Below are 14,360 nucleotides of genomic sequence, written 5' to 3'. Positions count from 1 at the left end.
AAACCTCACCCAACTGTATGGGGGAGAATACATAATTCTACAAAGCAGATTTAAATAAAAAACCCTAAAACCATTGATATATCAACGATTCTAGGGTTTTCATTGTTGCTATTTAAGAACCATTTTAATTAACGAGAGTAATGATCAAAGTTTTTAAAAACGAGTTCGCTTCGACATTTGTTCAATGTCCCAAGTCATAAGGCTTCTTTTAAGGATTCCTCTGGTTTTGATTGATGTACTGACTAATTTCTTCGTGATTCACGTCAAACTTATTTGGGCAATAGGCACATTCCTCACTTCATATTTCTTTTTGTCTGCTAATATAATGTTATCTTTTAGCTTCATTTCAGGTCATATAGGCCCTTGTTGACCTACATGACCTAAAAGATATCAAAAAAAGCGGCTTTTTTTATATTTAATAAATGGTTAATTGTTTATTTATACCATGTAACTAGGTTGTTTTGGTGCCATGCTTGGTGCCCAAATTTTTAAAATTACAAATCACAAGAAAACATTAGAAAACAAGAAAGCTTGATTTTTTAAAACTTGAGAGTACATAGATATACTAGAAAAACAGGTGCTAGCAAACTTCAAAACTGTTTGAGCGGTGCGTGTCATCGCTGGTGGGTTCGATTACCACGCAGTCCCGCCAACATTAAACTTAATTGTTTAAATAAAACTAAATCAATTCATCAATTTTTTATAATAATGAAATAGAAATTTTAAAGTTGCTGAAAGTATCAAGCAGCTTTTTTGTTTATATCTGATGGTCTTGTCCTATATTGTATTTTTCAAAACAAAGGGACATATTTAAAAACACCTAAATGTTTCTACATTAAATACACGTGCGAGTGTGTCGTGTTGATAGAACAGAAATAATGTGAAAAATTAGGGTTTGGGGCTTCGGTCCATTTTTCTTTTTGTCTTTTATGTTCCCCAGAAAAGGGAAGGCAACAGTTTTTAGCCCCCGGGGGTACACAATTGAGCAAAAAGAACATGGTTTTTCCGTAAAGGTATAGAGTTTTAAGAAAAAAGATCCCTACTATTATAATTTGTTGTTTAAAATTTGTGCTGGAGAGGTGGGACTAGCAGACGCGCTGTTTTCAGGAGAAGACACTTGTTAAAGAGCGATTGAATGCTCAACAAGTTAGTGAGAGCCAGATACAGCAGAACCTTGTACAAGAGCCGCGCAATATAACTTCTTCAAAGACGGCGAGTTATCTCACGAGGACAAGCAACATAATATTCATTCGATTGTAAGAGAAATACAAATTTTAGGTATGAAATCAAGGTGTTCGGCTTTTAAATTCCCAGAAAAATAATCAAATGAGTGAGCATGATTGCTCTCTTGTTTGTTTATATTTCGATTCAATTAAATCCAGGAAAGAGATTTATCTGGTATTAAGTCGAATTTTTGAATCATGGAACAATTTCAAAAACAGTACCTTGGTTACAATCAGTCACTTTCATAGAGCCATAAACACCCAAATATAGTTTGGTTTGATCCAGATTTGTTCCCAAACTAACATAATAAGCGGATTGAGACCCAAAATTATAATCGGTTTCAATAACGCTAAAATCATTTAGTTTACCATCTGTTCGTACCCTGGTATATGCTAAAACCCCTCTAACTGGAGACCTGGATTCTTCAACTCGGGCAAGATCGGAAAACACAACGCTTCCTGTTAAATCGGGGATTCCATTCCCCATATAGGCTTGGACTCCTGTAAGTGCAGTTCCTCCAAACTTATCGGGCCTTTGATCTTTATGAAAATAACTAGTGAGAGGCTTAAGACGACTCACTGAAGTGTTTACTGCTTCGTTGTAATAAGCAATTGTTTTCTCATCCAAAGTCGGATTTTCAGAGCAGCCCCCTTTAGTCGAAGTAGGAAAACCACCTTCCCACCCTCGCCAGCCAAAGTTAACAAATCCTTCTTGGTTAGGTTCAGAATTCATTAAAGAAGCTTGAACAAGCTGAGTAACCGGAATTGGTTTATAATGAACGAAGGAAAAAATCGACTCTACCAGGTCCTGTCCGACATTTCCTACATATTTGATATACTGATTATAAAACCTTTGAAATGAAATGCCTGGTATATTGCGAACCCCTTTGGCCATTACCGTAAGTGTTTCCTGAATTGGTGCGGGAAGTTCATTAAAACGTGTGACGACGGGTGGATTATTGATAAATGTATTCTTAACTACGTCCATTTCAATTATTTTACCCGCTATTTCCATATTATCCTGGCTTAGATTAAAGGGGTCATAGGCTGCTCCACCATCACCTGTTGTTAAAACAAGTTTCCCTGTCTCAGGTGAAAAGTTTAAGCTATTGACACCATTATGATTTAAAAATGGCCTTCTTAAGTTAAGTAATGTCCGTCGTTTTTGAGGTTGACCATTCGATTGCAAACTCCATTCTTCAACTGTATCAATATGATCATATTGAGTTTCTCTATTTATCCACCTTTGGTTTAAGGTTTTGGGATCACACGGGTTAGGCTTAAAAGATTCAGAAAAAGCAACTGGACCTTGTGTTCCAGCTACTGAATAATGAAGATAAAACAGACCGTTATAATAAAATTCAGGATGAAACGCTAGTCCTAGCAATCCCCGTTCATCATAACCACCGCTAGAACCACCTAGTTTTATGATTCGTGGGCGAATATCTAAAAAAGTCCTTATACCTCCGTTTCCTATGTAAAAAATCTCTCCTACCTGGGTTGCAATAAATAAGCTTTCAATTGAGTCACCCGGAAGTATAGTTGTTTTCACAACAGTAGGTAAATTTATCTTACTAACAATGGGCCGTAAACTAACCTTAACTTTTATCACCTAACTTTAACACTCCTTCTCATTGTTATCTTCTAAAAGAATATGATTAGAAATGTTCTATTAGTACCCAATTAGGGCTGGGCAATCTGATAAGGCATAGCTCCATTTTCCGCAGCAGCGTCGGAGGAATCCAGGGGCGATCATTGGGACGAGGGGAAGATATTTCCGCGGTATAAAGAATCATTGTAAAAAGTCTTAAACGTGATATTACTACTTACCAATCGATAAAAGGATTGGGAAAAATAAAATCCTTATTAGAAGATGATTTGAAAAAGAAGAAATCCATCATGCTATCAAAACTCAACACGAAATATGATGATGCGTTAGATAAGATTCTTTATAGCAGGAGGCTGCAACCGGAAAAAAGACAGCCTAAATTGGTTGACCTCATGGATATGAAAGATCAAAGAAAAGCGAAGGTGGAGAAGGAATCAAAGACAGCGGTAAAAAAATATATGGAACCGTTTGTCATGAAAGATATTTTTACCTTATACAAGGAATTGATGTCCTCTCCTTAAAGGATAAAAGAACAAACAACTACTCTTTCAGATCAAGAATGCAAAGTTTTAAGTAAATTTTGTCAGCGGATTTTTGATAAAAATGCGTTCGAACTGGAGGATTTAGCTCCGTTATTTTATAGGAAAGAACCTTCAGATTTTTTATTGAATCATGCGGACACTTCGCATTACGATACTTGAATGATGAAGTTTATCAATAAGTCCTTTATTTGAATAAGGTTTGCAGAAAAAATTTTCATCGATTTCTTCTGATGTGGTCTCCTTAATAAGTGTTTTTACGGACATAACCAGTAGGTGAAAAGGGAAAAATGTCCAAAAAATTCTTGCGAACATCGGATTTCGACCGATGCAGTCGGGTTGTGGATATTCTATTAAAACAACTGATCAATAATTAACTTGACTAGTATTATAGTAAGGGTTATTTCGTATTCTCCTATAAAATACTGGAATAATTGAATCCTAACAAAACATGGTGTCAATGTGTTAAAATAATGGACATATTTATTGAAAGGGTTGTAAACAATGGAAAGAGGAGAACATATTCTGCAAGAGCAGCATGGAACAACAAAGAAAGCTTCCTCCTTTTATGAAAATCAAATGCTTAACTACCTAAATGATAAGATGAAAGAGTTTATTTCTAAGCAGGCTATGATGTTTATAGCTACAGCTGATTCTGAAGGGAACTGTGACTCTTCTTTTAGAGCTGGTTCAGAAGGTTTTGTCCGGGTTATTGATGATACAACATTAATATATCCTGAATATAGAGGTAATGGTGTTATGGCAAGTTTAGGAAACATCGTTGAAAATCCCCATATAGGTTTAATGTTTATTGATTTTTTTGAAAATAACATCGGCTTACATGTTAATGGTAAAGCTTCTATTATTGAAAGTGCACAATTAGACTCATTAAGAATGACTGATGATCTAATGAAAGATATTGAGGAAAAAGAAGGGAACTACCCAGAACGATGGGTAGCGATCAAAGTTGAAGAAGCTTATATTCATTGTTCAAAACATATCCCAAAACTAAAATATATGGACAAAAATATAAATTGGGGAACTGACGATGAAAAACAAAAGGGTGGAGATTTCTTCAAAGCAAAACATAGTATTAAAGTTTAAAAAAGAAATTTAACGAACGTGGAGCATTTCTTCAAGATGGAGAATTGCTTTTTTGTTGCAGTAAATAATATGCAAAGAGGAAAGATTAATTTATTTAATATAAAAATATAGTTCCATCCAATTGGCAAAAAAGATAGATAAATTATCATGTTTAATGATGTATAATTTACCTAATCAAAACATATAGAGTTTCACATCAGTAGAAAAAGACATAATACGATATTCGTTAGTAATTTATAAAAAATTTAGTCATCCACTTTAGAAAGGGGGATTTGAGCTTGGCAAGAAGAAAATGGACAAATGAAGAAATTGAAGAGTACAGAAAAAAGAAAGGGTATTTTTTCTATTATAATAAGGAAGATTCTAATTTTCTTGTTCCAAAAGCATTTGGGTTTGGTCGGACAGTAAACTGGGCAAATCCTATTGCATGGATTTTCATTCTGGCAATTATTGGAGTAATTGTTTTACGTAAATTTTTTTAATGAGTTAAATGAACTTATAAGTTTACCTGTTCCGGTAACATCATTGAAACCCATTTAATACGGCCTCTGTCACGAATCACCTCAAGACACCTACTTTTCCATTACATTTTGTGAGACATCATAAAAAATCACTTGTCACTATTAAAATTCAAATTAATTTTTTGACATTTAATATAAATTTTTGGTATACCCTTTTTATTTATTTGTTTTTGTGTAATTCGTGCGAAAATTCATTTTACGAAAAGTGGCCTTCACTGTTCGCAATCATAAATTTCTATTTTTCCTTTAAAAGCTCTAATAAACAGTTGATGTTTCACTTTTAGTATAGGAATACGCATTATGTGCAAAATAAGAAAAATTGTGTGAGGAGTATTGGAATGTATAAAGAAAACATTAAAAAAATTGAAAATAATTCTGACCCAAGCGGTATGGAGCAGCCATTAATGACAACAGGCACGACTGAAGCTGGCTTTGATTGGAATTCTGATAAAGAAAAACGAGTTAAAAAACCAATGATCGGAAATACCATGGTTGGGGAAGAAGACCAGTAGTGCAGAGCATAAACTGAATCGTACAAACACAGTTGGGCATGCACTTGAAAATATGACGAGTAACGATTTTCTTGAAGGACGTCCTCCAGAAAAAATAAAAAAACAAGTTTCTAACAAGAAAAAATAACAAACATGGAGCTATCAAGAAGAAACAAACTTGGTTCTTCTTGATAGCTCTGGTTAATTAGAAATTATGAAAGATACTTATAGTAATCCTGTGAATGGTAGCTTTTAAATCCACATGATTCATAGAGTCCTAATGCATGGGCATTCTTGGCCTCTACCTCGAGAAAAACGGAAAACCCTTTTTTGTCCTCCATTTTTACCACCCTAGATAAAGCCTTTCTTCCGATGCCTCTTCCTTGGAGCTCAGGATATACAGCAAAGCCATAAATCCATGCTTCGCCATTCCCTTCAGCAACGCGCATTTTCCCAGCTGTTTTTCCTTCTGCTTCGATGATCAGATTTTGTCCACCCCTAGTCTCCATGATTCTCTGATTAAAATCCCTGGCTTCTTTCTCAGAAAAACCAAAGCTCAAGACTTCAAGCTGTACTTCTGCTTCCCAATCCTCTTTTGAAATAGAAGGCCTTACGGTTATTGCTGGATCTTCAGATAAATCTGTTTTCTGCCATTTCATTTGATATTCCGCTACCGCAAAGGTACTCGGAATGTTCTTTAAAAACTCTTTTGCCGTTTGTGAATCCGTTGGAGCATTTAACAAGATGGTCTCAAAACCTTGTTTCTTAGCTTCCTCAAGCCCCATTTCAAACAGCTTTGAAAAAATCCCTTTTCTACGGTAATCCTGATGCACCATCCCGCAAAGCTCTACTTTATTGCCAAAACCATAGCTTCCTAGAAAACCAACAAGCTTACTGTTTTCATAATGGAAGAAGTCTTCCTTACTATTACCAGTTCTGTTTTTGAGCATATCAAAATTCAGTTTCAGCTGAAATCCACCGTCTTTTTCGCAAACCTCCTGAAGTTCTTTTATTTCTTGCAATTGTTCTTGTGTTAACATCTTTTCACCCCTGTTCAACGGTCCTTTATTACTATTCTTTACCAATCGGGGTTTATCCTTCTTTCCGAAAGAAAGTCAGATAACTTGCTAGAATCAGTTATCGAGTACCATTACAGCGAATATTTGAAACATGGATAGTTGGCAGTGGAATTTTCATCTTTATGTTATCTGCGGCAATCAATGTATTTGATGGATTCCACAAGGCTAGAAGTCTTTAATACGTATTTGCTTATTTTGTACTGCTAAAACGTAGAATTAAGTGATCTTAGTATTGAGGTTATATTTTAATTATTCCATTAAAAGTGCAATTCCGCAGCAAGAATTGTGCTCTTTTTTTATGTAAAGGGCGCATTTCTGCAGTATGATTTGCGCTTTTTTGTATTTGGCCATTTAATGGTAGGAATTACTCAAAGGGAAATTGAAGTTAAATTAGAGTTATGTTATTCGATACTCTAGAGTAACTATGTTATGTAAGGAAGGCACTAATATGAGTCTTGGAATTGAAAAAGCAGTACAAGAAAGGTTTAAAAGAGTTAAAAGCATTAAGATAGGAGTGAATAAATCAATATGAAAAAAACGATGCGCGTTCTTATTTCAGGTGCTAGCATAGCAGGACCGGCTGTCGCTTACTGGCTTCACCGCTACGGCTATGACGTGACTGTAGTAGAACGTTCGCCCTCATTGCGCCAAGGTGGATACGGCGTTGATATCCGTGGTGCAGCCATTACGGTGCTTAAGGAGATGGGGATATTCTCTCTAGTTCGTGAAGCTGACACGAACTTAACGGGTGTTTACTTCGTGAACAAGAAAGGCAAGATCGAAGGTCAAATAAGCGAAGCGAGTATGGGGAACCAGAAGGGTCTGGACATCGAAATCATGCGTGAGGATCTTAGTAACATTTTGTACGATTTAACCAAGGATACGATTCACTACATTTGGGGCGATTCGATTACCGCTATACATGAGACTGAAGCTGGTGCAGAAGTCCAATTTATTCACAGCAAACCGCACACATTCGATCTGGTAATCGGTACGGACGGGCTCCATTCCAATGTACGCACCTTGACTTTTGGCGACGAAGCACAATTTAAACGGACGCTTGGCTGTTATATCTCGATTTTCACCCTCGATAATTACCTTAAAGTCGACCACCGTCAGCTGTTATATTCGATGCCAGGCAAAACTGTGGGGATGTTTAGCGCCCATGACAATACCCAGGCAAAAGGTATGTTCGTGTTCCAATCTGAGGCATTGAAATACGATCGCTATGATACAGAATCTCAAAAGAAACTTATCGAAAATGCCTTTGGAGGCGATACGGGTTGGGAAACCTCCCAACTGCTCAAAAGCATGAAAGAGGCGACAGACTTTTATTTTGATGAGATTTGCCAGATTCATATGCCGACGTGGTCAAAAGGTCGGATTACTTTGATAGGAGATGCGGCGTATGGCCCATCACCCCTTTCAGGTCAAGGCTCTAGCCTGGCGCTCGTTGGTGCTTATGTATTAGCCGGCGAACTTAAAGCTGCACTTGGCGATTATGCCCGAGCATTTGTTGCCTATGAACATGAAATGAGAAAGTTTGTTGAGAAAAATCAAAAAATAGGACGAATAGCTGCCGGGAGCATGATTGAAAAATCAAACTTCAAAATCTTTCTACGCAATTTAATATTGCGCGTACCCACCCTTATGCGCGTACAGTTTAAGATGATTTCGAAAATGATAGCGAAAGCTGCCAACGGGATTGAACTGAAAGATTATTGATATGGGTTGCTATATCTCTTTTTCTTCATATTCCTTTCCGAAAAAGAGATTTGTTACGAGCTGAATCACCGTTCGCAATCGAACGGTGATTTTAAAAAGTTGTGAAAAATATGACTTTATTAAAATAAAATTAGGGACAAAAATTTAAATATTACTGCGGATAGATGAGATAAGAGAATTAAGCACTGATTTTAACTGTTCTTTCGTCGTACAATCTAAGATTTCTGCATTACTATTGATCTTGGTTCCTACAGAACCAATTAGCAAGGTACTTTCTTTTGGGATTTTTGCTTCAATCATCTGTAATGTAAGCATAATTGACTCATGTGCTTTATCTCCACCTGTAATACGGGAAGAAGCACTAATGACAGCTACTGGTTTATTCATAAATTCCCCCGAAGATACAACCCAATCAAGAGCATTTTTTAGAACTCCCGGAACTCCTCTCGCATACTCTGGGGTACAAATTATTACACCATCAGCTAGTTTAAGTTGATCACGTAAGTCCTTAACTGAAGCAGGAGGATCATCTGCATCTGCTTCAGGACTAAAGTACGGGAGATGTTCCAATCCTTCATAAAATTGAAAATCAATATTTTCCGATTTCAGATTAGAAATAGCATATAAAACGTTTGTATTAGAAGAATTCTTTCGTAGACTTCCTGAAATAGCGAGTATTTTTATTCTGTTTTCATTCATGGTATCACCCTATTCTAGTTTTAAATAACTTTATTGTAATTTAATTAATGTTATTTGTAATTAAACATGTTTTTACGTATTTAAGTAATAATATCTTGGGAATGGGGAGAAATCGTCTTTTTTGATTTTGCTAAACAAACAGTGGACATGGAAAAGTCCAGAAATGGAGTAAAAATAGGTGTAGGATAGGTCTGAATTCTGCTCTTACGAGCAAAAATTCAACAAAAAGGCATCCGAATGGGCTCATTCGGATGCCTTTTGTCTACAATCTGAGGTACCTATAAGGTACCAGATGAGATCTTGTATCTTCGAACTTTTATAATGTATGAAATTACTTTGTATATGTTAATAAAAATACCCCTCAATAAGGGGAAAAGAAGCTAGAATCCAAATGGTGTTGGACAACATGGTTTAACTGGAACACCGCACATTGTGTTAGAAGCTGAGTCTCAATCAAGATTCTTGCTTCAATTTGAAGTTGAAGATGTCGATAAGACTTATAACCGTTTCAGAGAAAAAGAAATTGAATACATGATGATTGTCCAATCAATCCTTGTCTAAAAAAAATATAAATACATAGTGACAGTGTTTATTTTTGGAATCCGATAGGTGGTGGAAAATATGGGCTTTGGATACGGCGGATGTGGCGGTTACGGATACGGTGGTGGCTTCTATGGAGGCAGTACTTTTGTTTTAATCGTTGTATTGTTCATTCTGTTAATTATCGTACTTTCTAGTTTCTGTTAATCTTTAATAAACCAAACGGTATTATTTAGGACTTTGAGCAAAGTTCATTTAAATAAACAATTATTGGAGGTATTAGGAATGGGAAGCGCTTTTGCGTTAATCGTTGTATTGTTTATTCTACTTATCATTGTAGGAACTTCTTTTATAAGCTACTAAATTGTAGGAACAAAGGGCAGGTTGAGCTAATCAGTCCTTTTTCATATAGATTCTTTAATGAATGGAGGATGAATTAAATGCCAATTTTCGGATTTGGTCGAAGAGACCTGTTTTTTCGTGACGACTTTAGAAGAAGACGGTTTTTCCCAATTGAAATCGAAATTGAGAGAAGAAGACGCTTTGAATTCGAAAGAAGACGCAGATTCTTTTAAGCAAATGATTTTAATGAAAAATAAGACAAACCGAAAAAGAAAAGGGCCGTTAAGGTCCTTTTTTTGCTATATTCCCCGTTTAATTTACTTTTAATCAACACTTGTCCATTCACTTTTATTCAGAGTGCATATGTTATTATTAATTCAGACATAACCATTCATATATTTCACCTCCACGAGACGTTTGCATGAATTTCAGACGTTTCTTTGCATTTTTTAGGCAAATCGTTGATGTTGTCCAATCGAACCTTCTTTTGAGAAATTTATATATATAAGCAAGTGCTGGGAGGTGTTATATATGGGTGGAACAATGGGAAGTTCTTTTGCGTTAGTTGTTGTGTTGTTCATTCTTCTTATAATCATCGGAGCTTCTTTCTTGAGATATTAAATTGTACTGAAGCGAATCGAAAAAGCAAAAGGTGGCTAGTTTTAACCTAGTCACCTTTTTTTTGATTCCTATTGTTGAATTAGTAAAACAGGATGATGTTATTTACCTAATCGTACTAATTATGATTCTTTTTCCCCTTCTTGCTCTTTTACTGCTTCTCTCGGCTTACGCCCCCAAAAAAAATTATCCCATGGGTCTCTTCTTGGAAAACGGTCTTCTTGATGATTCTTAATAGGGGCTTCTTGTCGATTATCAATAATTTCAACGTTTTCTGCTTGAATGATTAAGTTATCAACACGGAGTACTTTTTTCTTTTTTTCAGACATCCTGATCCTGACACCTCCCTCCAGAATGTTAAATCGTTTATATTTTATTCATTTGTTGACGTATAGATTGGGTATTCTACCGGAAAGTAGGTTAAAGTATCCATACTACTCCTAAATGTATGTGAAAGTGGTATGTGTTTTGGATACAATTTAGCTTATGCATCAGTAACGATAAGCATTTTGATAAATTCTAATGCAAGTTCAAGTGGTCTTTCCGTGGGTCATAATTTAAAAAGGAAACATCTAAAGATGTTTCCTGAATGAACAAAATAAAATTTTTGTCACCATGTATACACTTTTTAAATAAACATAGTAGTGTAAACCAAAAAACTCCATCTGTTTGCACGCAAATAAATGTTTCGGTCTCGTTCCTTTCTGATTTTTAATGATGCATCATATTTGTCATCATACCTGGCATCATGCTTGGCATATGAAGCGACATTGTTTGGATCTGGGTATTATGTGGATGCCCGTGGTAGTGGCCGTGATGGTGATGGTGATGACCATAGTGATGGTATGGGTATTCATGGTGTCCCATTCCGTATGAAGGATAACCCATCATTCCATATCCCGTTCCATAAGAAGGATATCCGTATCCCATCGTATAGGGGTGGTATCCCATTCCATAATGGTCTCTTAAATCTGGATACATTTTTTCACCTACTTTTTGAAAGAAGAATGTGTAGTCGATTACATGCTATGCCCCCTACCTAGGAAAAGAGCTTATCTTTACTTAAAATGGGTAATAACCCCAGAAAATCTTATGACCTAGTAAAGAGGATTATTAGACGGATAGAAAAAGAAAAAGGATCCAGTTAAGGGCTATATTCCCTACTAAATTTACTTTTATCAACACTTGTCCAATCAATTTTATTTTTTGGACATATATTGTTAGTACCACCGAGCCTGCAGCATAGATATTTTTCCTTCACGAGACGTTTGCATGTATTGCAGACGTTTCTTTGCGTTTTTCAATAAAACGCTAATTTTGTCTTACCACTATGACGGTTGTCCAATCAATTCTTGTCTTAAGAAATATATATATATAGTAGTGTATTCTCTTCGGAATTCCGATAGGTGGTGAAAGATATGGGCTTCGGATATGGCGGCGGTGGCTGTGGCGGTTATGGCTACGGCGGTGGCTTTTATGGAGGCAGTACTTTTGTTTTAGTAGTAGTATTGTTCATCCTTTTAATTATTGTACTAACAAGTGTGATTTAATGTTTAATAAACTAAACGGTAAGATTAAAAAGATGACAAAGATGATGTCATCTTTTTTATGTATAAAAGAGAAGACTTAAGATAATTTATCTTTTCAACTAAAAATAGTTTCATGTTAACGAGTTAACAGCATATTAATTTAAATAATAAAAAACGATAAAACCAAGTGGTTTTACCGCTTTTTTTTATTTTAAACCTAAAGCCTCACAGTGTTTTTTTTCAACACAACACAATCTATATTTTGTTGTGTTTGATTCACTATAAGTAGTTGGACAATCGGATTATTGCTTTTTTATTTGATGAAATATATTCGCAAATTGTGAATTCAGGAACTCCTAAAAGTAGTTTCTTAAAAAATGGTGCACTATCAACATTATTCTTTAACATAGCCTATTTTTATAAAGGATTTTTCATTATCGTTCAAGAATATTGGTAATAATTCTTTGAAATTGTTGAAATGAAAGGTAGATGTCATCAATAAGTTTTATCTAAACATCATACATGTATGGGAATAGGGAGTTTTTGTATAGGCTGATATAAGCCCGTTCGCAATTATATCTTCTTTTTTAACTTCCTTAAATCTAAACTGCACATGTACTTCTTTCTCCATAGGAGACACCGAGAGCGAGACAGTTTCTTGATCAGTCCATTGTACCTGGATTGGTTTATTATTGGCAAATGAGAATGAGGGGGAGATTCCTTTCTGAAAAAAGTGATGCTCTTTTTCTTTTTTTGCTCCCGGTTCGTTTAAGCAAATATAGAGTGAGAGGTTGTCACAGAACTTTAATATACTTTGATGATACAGTAACTGCTTTTCCTTCCCCAGCTTACCTAATATCCCACACTGTTTTAACAGGTGCAGCCTTCTTGTGATTTCTTCCTCCACAAAGTTCGTTCCGACTGGATTCTCTTCGTATTGAAGAAAGGAAGCATAATGTGAACTGCAAAGAAGACATGCATAGTGGCTCATTTTTTCTACTTCATCGATTCCCTTTTTGTAATAAGCCACCTTTAAATCAAGGGGAAAATCCACAAAGGAGTACGGTTTTTGCTGGTTACTATTCCATAAAGGGGCGGCATCTGGTTCGATCCATGCTCGATCATGTTCATAAATACCGAGAACCACATCTTCTTTTCTTTCCACCCCATAAAAATAATCACCTTTCCAATTTTCCGCAATTTTCCCTGATATTTTGGCATGGTCATGTTGAGTAATCATAATAAAGCTATGCTCACGTTCACGAATAATCATGTTCTCCTCCCTTTCTGCAGATCTATATTTGGTTAATAAATCAATGAAGGTTCGGGAATCTTTTCGCAGGACTCATCAACGTGGTTACCAGCAACGATTCGATTATTATATATACTGGCAAACATCAAGAGTAATGCTACCCATCAGAAGGAACATACTATGTTCATCAGTTAAGCAGGTTTTATTGGTGTACAGATCACAAATTCTTTGGTCCAACAGGGTATTCTAAAATTGGACGAGGATTTTCAACAGAGGCAATGAAAACCGAGGTTTTGAGTTGTTTTTTTGTATATTTTTTCATTATTTTTTGTGTTGTGTCATCAAATTAATTAGTAAAATAATATTCTTATTAATAAAAGGCAGACAAGAACTATCCTCGGAGGTGAATAACTTTGAAGCAATCATCTTAGCTGCTGGATATTCCAGCCGAGCGAATGCATTTAAAATGACTTTGCCACTAGGGCAAATGACTGTGTTGGAGCAAACGATATCTAAATTTGAAGGATTATTCAGAAGGGTAATTATCGTAGCTGGGTTTCAAGCGGAAATCATCCAAGAGGAAATTGAAAAAATCATCAGCAAAAATGCCTATTCATTTCAGATAAAGTTTGTTTATAATGAAAACTTTAACCAGGGTATGTTTAGTTCTATTCAAAAGGGCTGCATCGAAGTAAATGCCCCAACCTTCTTATTAACACCCGGAGATTGCCCGCTTGTCAAAAAAGAGACCGTCCAGCTAATAGCAAAACAAAAAGGGAACGTAGTGATTCCCAGCTTTAATTATAAAGGTGGTCACCCCATCAAATTATCAAGCGAAGTGAAACAGAAAATTCTCGAAACCAATCCAAAAAGTAATTTGCGTGCGGTCCTTAACGGTTTCGAAAAGAAATACATCAATGTAGATGATCCGGGAGTATTAATGGATGTAGATACGCCGGAGGATTACCAAAAAGCCATTATTAATGGGAATCCCAATGTGTAGGCTAGTTTTCCATAGAAAGGAGCCGGTCAAACATTTAATTAACCGGCTCCTTTGCCATTTGGTGTCAGGCACCATTAGAAAATTAG

General features: G+C 35.8%; 17 protein-coding genes and 1 pseudogene. 12 read left to right on the top strand and 6 right to left on the bottom strand.

Annotated features, from left to right (window positions below):
* Window positions 1-1,419 precede the first annotated feature (1,419 nt).
* The gene (locus tag J2S10_RS21260) at window positions 1,420-2,835 is read right to left on the bottom strand and encodes a PQQ-dependent sugar dehydrogenase (RefSeq protein WP_307412068.1); all 1,416 of its coding nucleotides are present in this window, start codon (window positions 2,833-2,835) and stop codon (window positions 1,420-1,422) included.
* Window positions 2,836-3,122: 287 nt separating this feature from the next.
* Between J2S10_RS21260 and J2S10_RS21255 the strand changes: the two genes are divergently transcribed.
* The 4 genes from J2S10_RS21255 to J2S10_RS21240 all read left to right on the top strand — a co-directional run bounded on the left by J2S10_RS21255 (window position 3,123) and on the right by J2S10_RS21240 (window position 5,508).
* Entirely contained in the window at window positions 3,123-3,353 is a 231-nt protein-coding gene (locus tag J2S10_RS21255; RefSeq protein WP_307412065.1) for a hypothetical protein, read from the top strand.
* Window positions 3,354-3,875: 522 nt separating this feature from the next.
* Window positions 3,876-4,475 (top strand): pyridoxamine 5'-phosphate oxidase family protein, encoded by a 600-nt coding sequence (locus J2S10_RS21250; protein ID WP_307412062.1) that lies wholly within the window; start codon window positions 3,876-3,878, stop codon window positions 4,473-4,475.
* Window positions 4,476-4,753: 278 nt separating this feature from the next.
* Entirely contained in the window at window positions 4,754-4,957 is a 204-nt protein-coding gene (locus J2S10_RS21245; RefSeq protein WP_307412058.1) for a DUF5808 domain-containing protein, read from the top strand.
* A gap of 377 nt (window positions 4,958-5,334) precedes the next feature.
* Window positions 5,335-5,508, top strand: a complete 174-nt coding sequence (locus J2S10_RS21240) for a hypothetical protein (RefSeq protein WP_307412055.1) — start codon at window positions 5,335-5,337, stop codon at window positions 5,506-5,508.
* 191 nt (window positions 5,509-5,699) lie between these two features.
* Here J2S10_RS21240 and J2S10_RS21235 read toward each other — a convergent pair whose 3' ends face one another.
* Entirely contained in the window at window positions 5,700-6,527 is an 828-nt protein-coding gene (locus J2S10_RS21235; RefSeq protein ID WP_307412053.1) for a GNAT family N-acetyltransferase, read from the bottom strand.
* A gap of 567 nt (window positions 6,528-7,094) precedes the next feature.
* On the opposite strand from J2S10_RS21235, the gene J2S10_RS21230 reads away from it, so the two are divergent.
* The gene (locus J2S10_RS21230; RefSeq protein ID WP_307412050.1) at window positions 7,095-8,291 is read left to right on the top strand and encodes an FAD-dependent monooxygenase; all 1,197 of its coding nucleotides are present in this window, start codon (window positions 7,095-7,097) and stop codon (window positions 8,289-8,291) included.
* A gap of 144 nt (window positions 8,292-8,435) precedes the next feature.
* Here J2S10_RS21230 and J2S10_RS21225 read toward each other — a convergent pair whose 3' ends face one another.
* Window positions 8,436-8,990 (bottom strand): NADPH-dependent FMN reductase, encoded by a 555-nt coding sequence (locus J2S10_RS21225; RefSeq protein WP_307412048.1) that lies wholly within the window; start codon window positions 8,988-8,990, stop codon window positions 8,436-8,438.
* A gap of 435 nt (window positions 8,991-9,425) precedes the next feature.
* Between J2S10_RS21225 and J2S10_RS21220 the strand changes: the two are divergent.
* The 5 genes and pseudogenes from J2S10_RS21220 to J2S10_RS21200 form a co-directional block, all read left to right on the top strand.
* A pseudogene (locus J2S10_RS21220) lies at window positions 9,426-9,518 on the top strand (VOC family protein); the annotation flags it as partial.
* Window positions 9,519-9,611: 93 nt separating this feature from the next.
* Window positions 9,612-9,737 (top strand): YjcZ family sporulation protein, encoded by a 126-nt coding sequence (locus J2S10_RS21215; protein WP_307412044.1) that lies wholly within the window; start codon window positions 9,612-9,614, stop codon window positions 9,735-9,737.
* Window positions 9,738-9,815: 78 nt separating this feature from the next.
* Window positions 9,816-9,893: a YjcZ family sporulation protein gene (locus J2S10_RS21210; protein ID WP_307412447.1), complete on the top strand. Its 78-nt coding sequence runs from the start codon at window positions 9,816-9,818 to the stop codon at window positions 9,891-9,893.
* Between the two features lie 77 nt (window positions 9,894-9,970).
* A complete protein-coding gene (locus J2S10_RS21205) occupies window positions 9,971-10,105 on the top strand; it encodes a hypothetical protein (RefSeq protein WP_307412041.1) in 135 nt (44 codons plus the stop codon).
* Window positions 10,106-10,403: 298 nt separating this feature from the next.
* Window positions 10,404-10,493: a YjcZ family sporulation protein gene (locus J2S10_RS21200; protein WP_307412037.1), complete on the top strand. Its 90-nt coding sequence runs from the start codon at window positions 10,404-10,406 to the stop codon at window positions 10,491-10,493.
* Between the two features lie 119 nt (window positions 10,494-10,612).
* Here the strand turns inward: J2S10_RS21200 and J2S10_RS21195 are convergent, their stop codons facing one another.
* Both J2S10_RS21195 and J2S10_RS21190 read right to left on the bottom strand, forming a co-directional pair.
* Complete coding sequence (locus tag J2S10_RS21195; RefSeq protein WP_307412034.1) at window positions 10,613-10,819, bottom strand: hypothetical protein; 207 nt, start codon at window positions 10,817-10,819, stop codon at window positions 10,613-10,615.
* Between the two features lie 382 nt (window positions 10,820-11,201).
* Entirely contained in the window at window positions 11,202-11,471 is a 270-nt protein-coding gene (locus tag J2S10_RS21190; protein WP_307412030.1) for a hypothetical protein, read from the bottom strand.
* A 437-nt stretch (window positions 11,472-11,908) separates the two neighbouring features.
* On the opposite strand from J2S10_RS21190, the gene yjcZ reads away from it, so the two are divergent.
* Window positions 11,909-12,040: a sporulation protein YjcZ gene (gene yjcZ / locus J2S10_RS21185; RefSeq protein WP_307412027.1), complete on the top strand. Its 132-nt coding sequence runs from the start codon at window positions 11,909-11,911 to the stop codon at window positions 12,038-12,040.
* A 484-nt stretch (window positions 12,041-12,524) separates the two neighbouring features.
* Here yjcZ and J2S10_RS21180 read toward each other — a convergent pair whose 3' ends face one another.
* The gene (locus J2S10_RS21180) at window positions 12,525-13,292 is read right to left on the bottom strand and encodes a DUF3891 family protein (RefSeq protein WP_307412025.1); all 768 of its coding nucleotides are present in this window, start codon (window positions 13,290-13,292) and stop codon (window positions 12,525-12,527) included.
* Between the two features lie 382 nt (window positions 13,293-13,674).
* Here J2S10_RS21180 and J2S10_RS21175 point away from each other — a divergent pair, with 382 nt between their 5' ends.
* Entirely contained in the window at window positions 13,675-14,274 is a 600-nt protein-coding gene (locus J2S10_RS21175) for a nucleotidyltransferase family protein (RefSeq protein ID WP_307412022.1), read from the top strand.
* Window positions 14,275-14,360 lie beyond the last annotated feature (86 nt).

The organism is Neobacillus ginsengisoli, assembly GCF_030813055.1.
The sequence above is the reverse complement of the archived record's forward strand: the minus strand, read 5'-3'. Positions and strand labels throughout refer to the sequence as shown.

Coding starts and splice junctions, on each gene's coding strand:
- J2S10_RS21255 (WP_307412065.1), top strand. CDS start 3,123: ATGCTATCAAAACTCAACACGAAATATGATGATGCGTTAGATAAGATT.
- J2S10_RS21250 (WP_307412062.1), top strand. CDS start 3,876: ATGGAAAGAGGAGAACATATTCTGCAAGAGCAGCATGGAACAACAAAG.
- J2S10_RS21240 (WP_307412055.1), top strand. CDS start 5,335: ATGTATAAAGAAAACATTAAAAAAATTGAAAATAATTCTGACCCAAGC.
- J2S10_RS21235 (WP_307412053.1), bottom strand. CDS start 6,527: ATGTTAACACAAGAACAATTGCAAGAAATAAAAGAACTTCAGGAGGTT.
- J2S10_RS21230 (WP_307412050.1), top strand. CDS start 7,095: ATGAAAAAAACGATGCGCGTTCTTATTTCAGGTGCTAGCATAGCAGGA.
- J2S10_RS21225 (WP_307412048.1), bottom strand. CDS start 8,990: ATGAATGAAAACAGAATAAAAATACTCGCTATTTCAGGAAGTCTACGA.
- J2S10_RS21215 (WP_307412044.1), top strand. CDS start 9,612: ATGGGCTTTGGATACGGCGGATGTGGCGGTTACGGATACGGTGGTGGC.
- J2S10_RS21210 (WP_307412447.1), top strand. CDS start 9,816: ATGGGAAGCGCTTTTGCGTTAATCGTTGTATTGTTTATTCTACTTATC.
- J2S10_RS21205 (WP_307412041.1), top strand. CDS start 9,971: ATGCCAATTTTCGGATTTGGTCGAAGAGACCTGTTTTTTCGTGACGAC.
- J2S10_RS21200 (WP_307412037.1), top strand. CDS start 10,404: ATGGGTGGAACAATGGGAAGTTCTTTTGCGTTAGTTGTTGTGTTGTTC.
- J2S10_RS21195 (WP_307412034.1), bottom strand. CDS start 10,819: ATGTCTGAAAAAAAGAAAAAAGTACTCCGTGTTGATAACTTAATCATT.
- J2S10_RS21190 (WP_307412030.1), bottom strand. CDS start 11,471: ATGTATCCAGATTTAAGAGACCATTATGGAATGGGATACCACCCCTAT.
- yjcZ (WP_307412027.1), top strand. CDS start 11,909: ATGGGCTTCGGATATGGCGGCGGTGGCTGTGGCGGTTATGGCTACGGC.
- J2S10_RS21180 (WP_307412025.1), bottom strand. CDS start 13,292: ATGATTATTCGTGAACGTGAGCATAGCTTTATTATGATTACTCAACAT.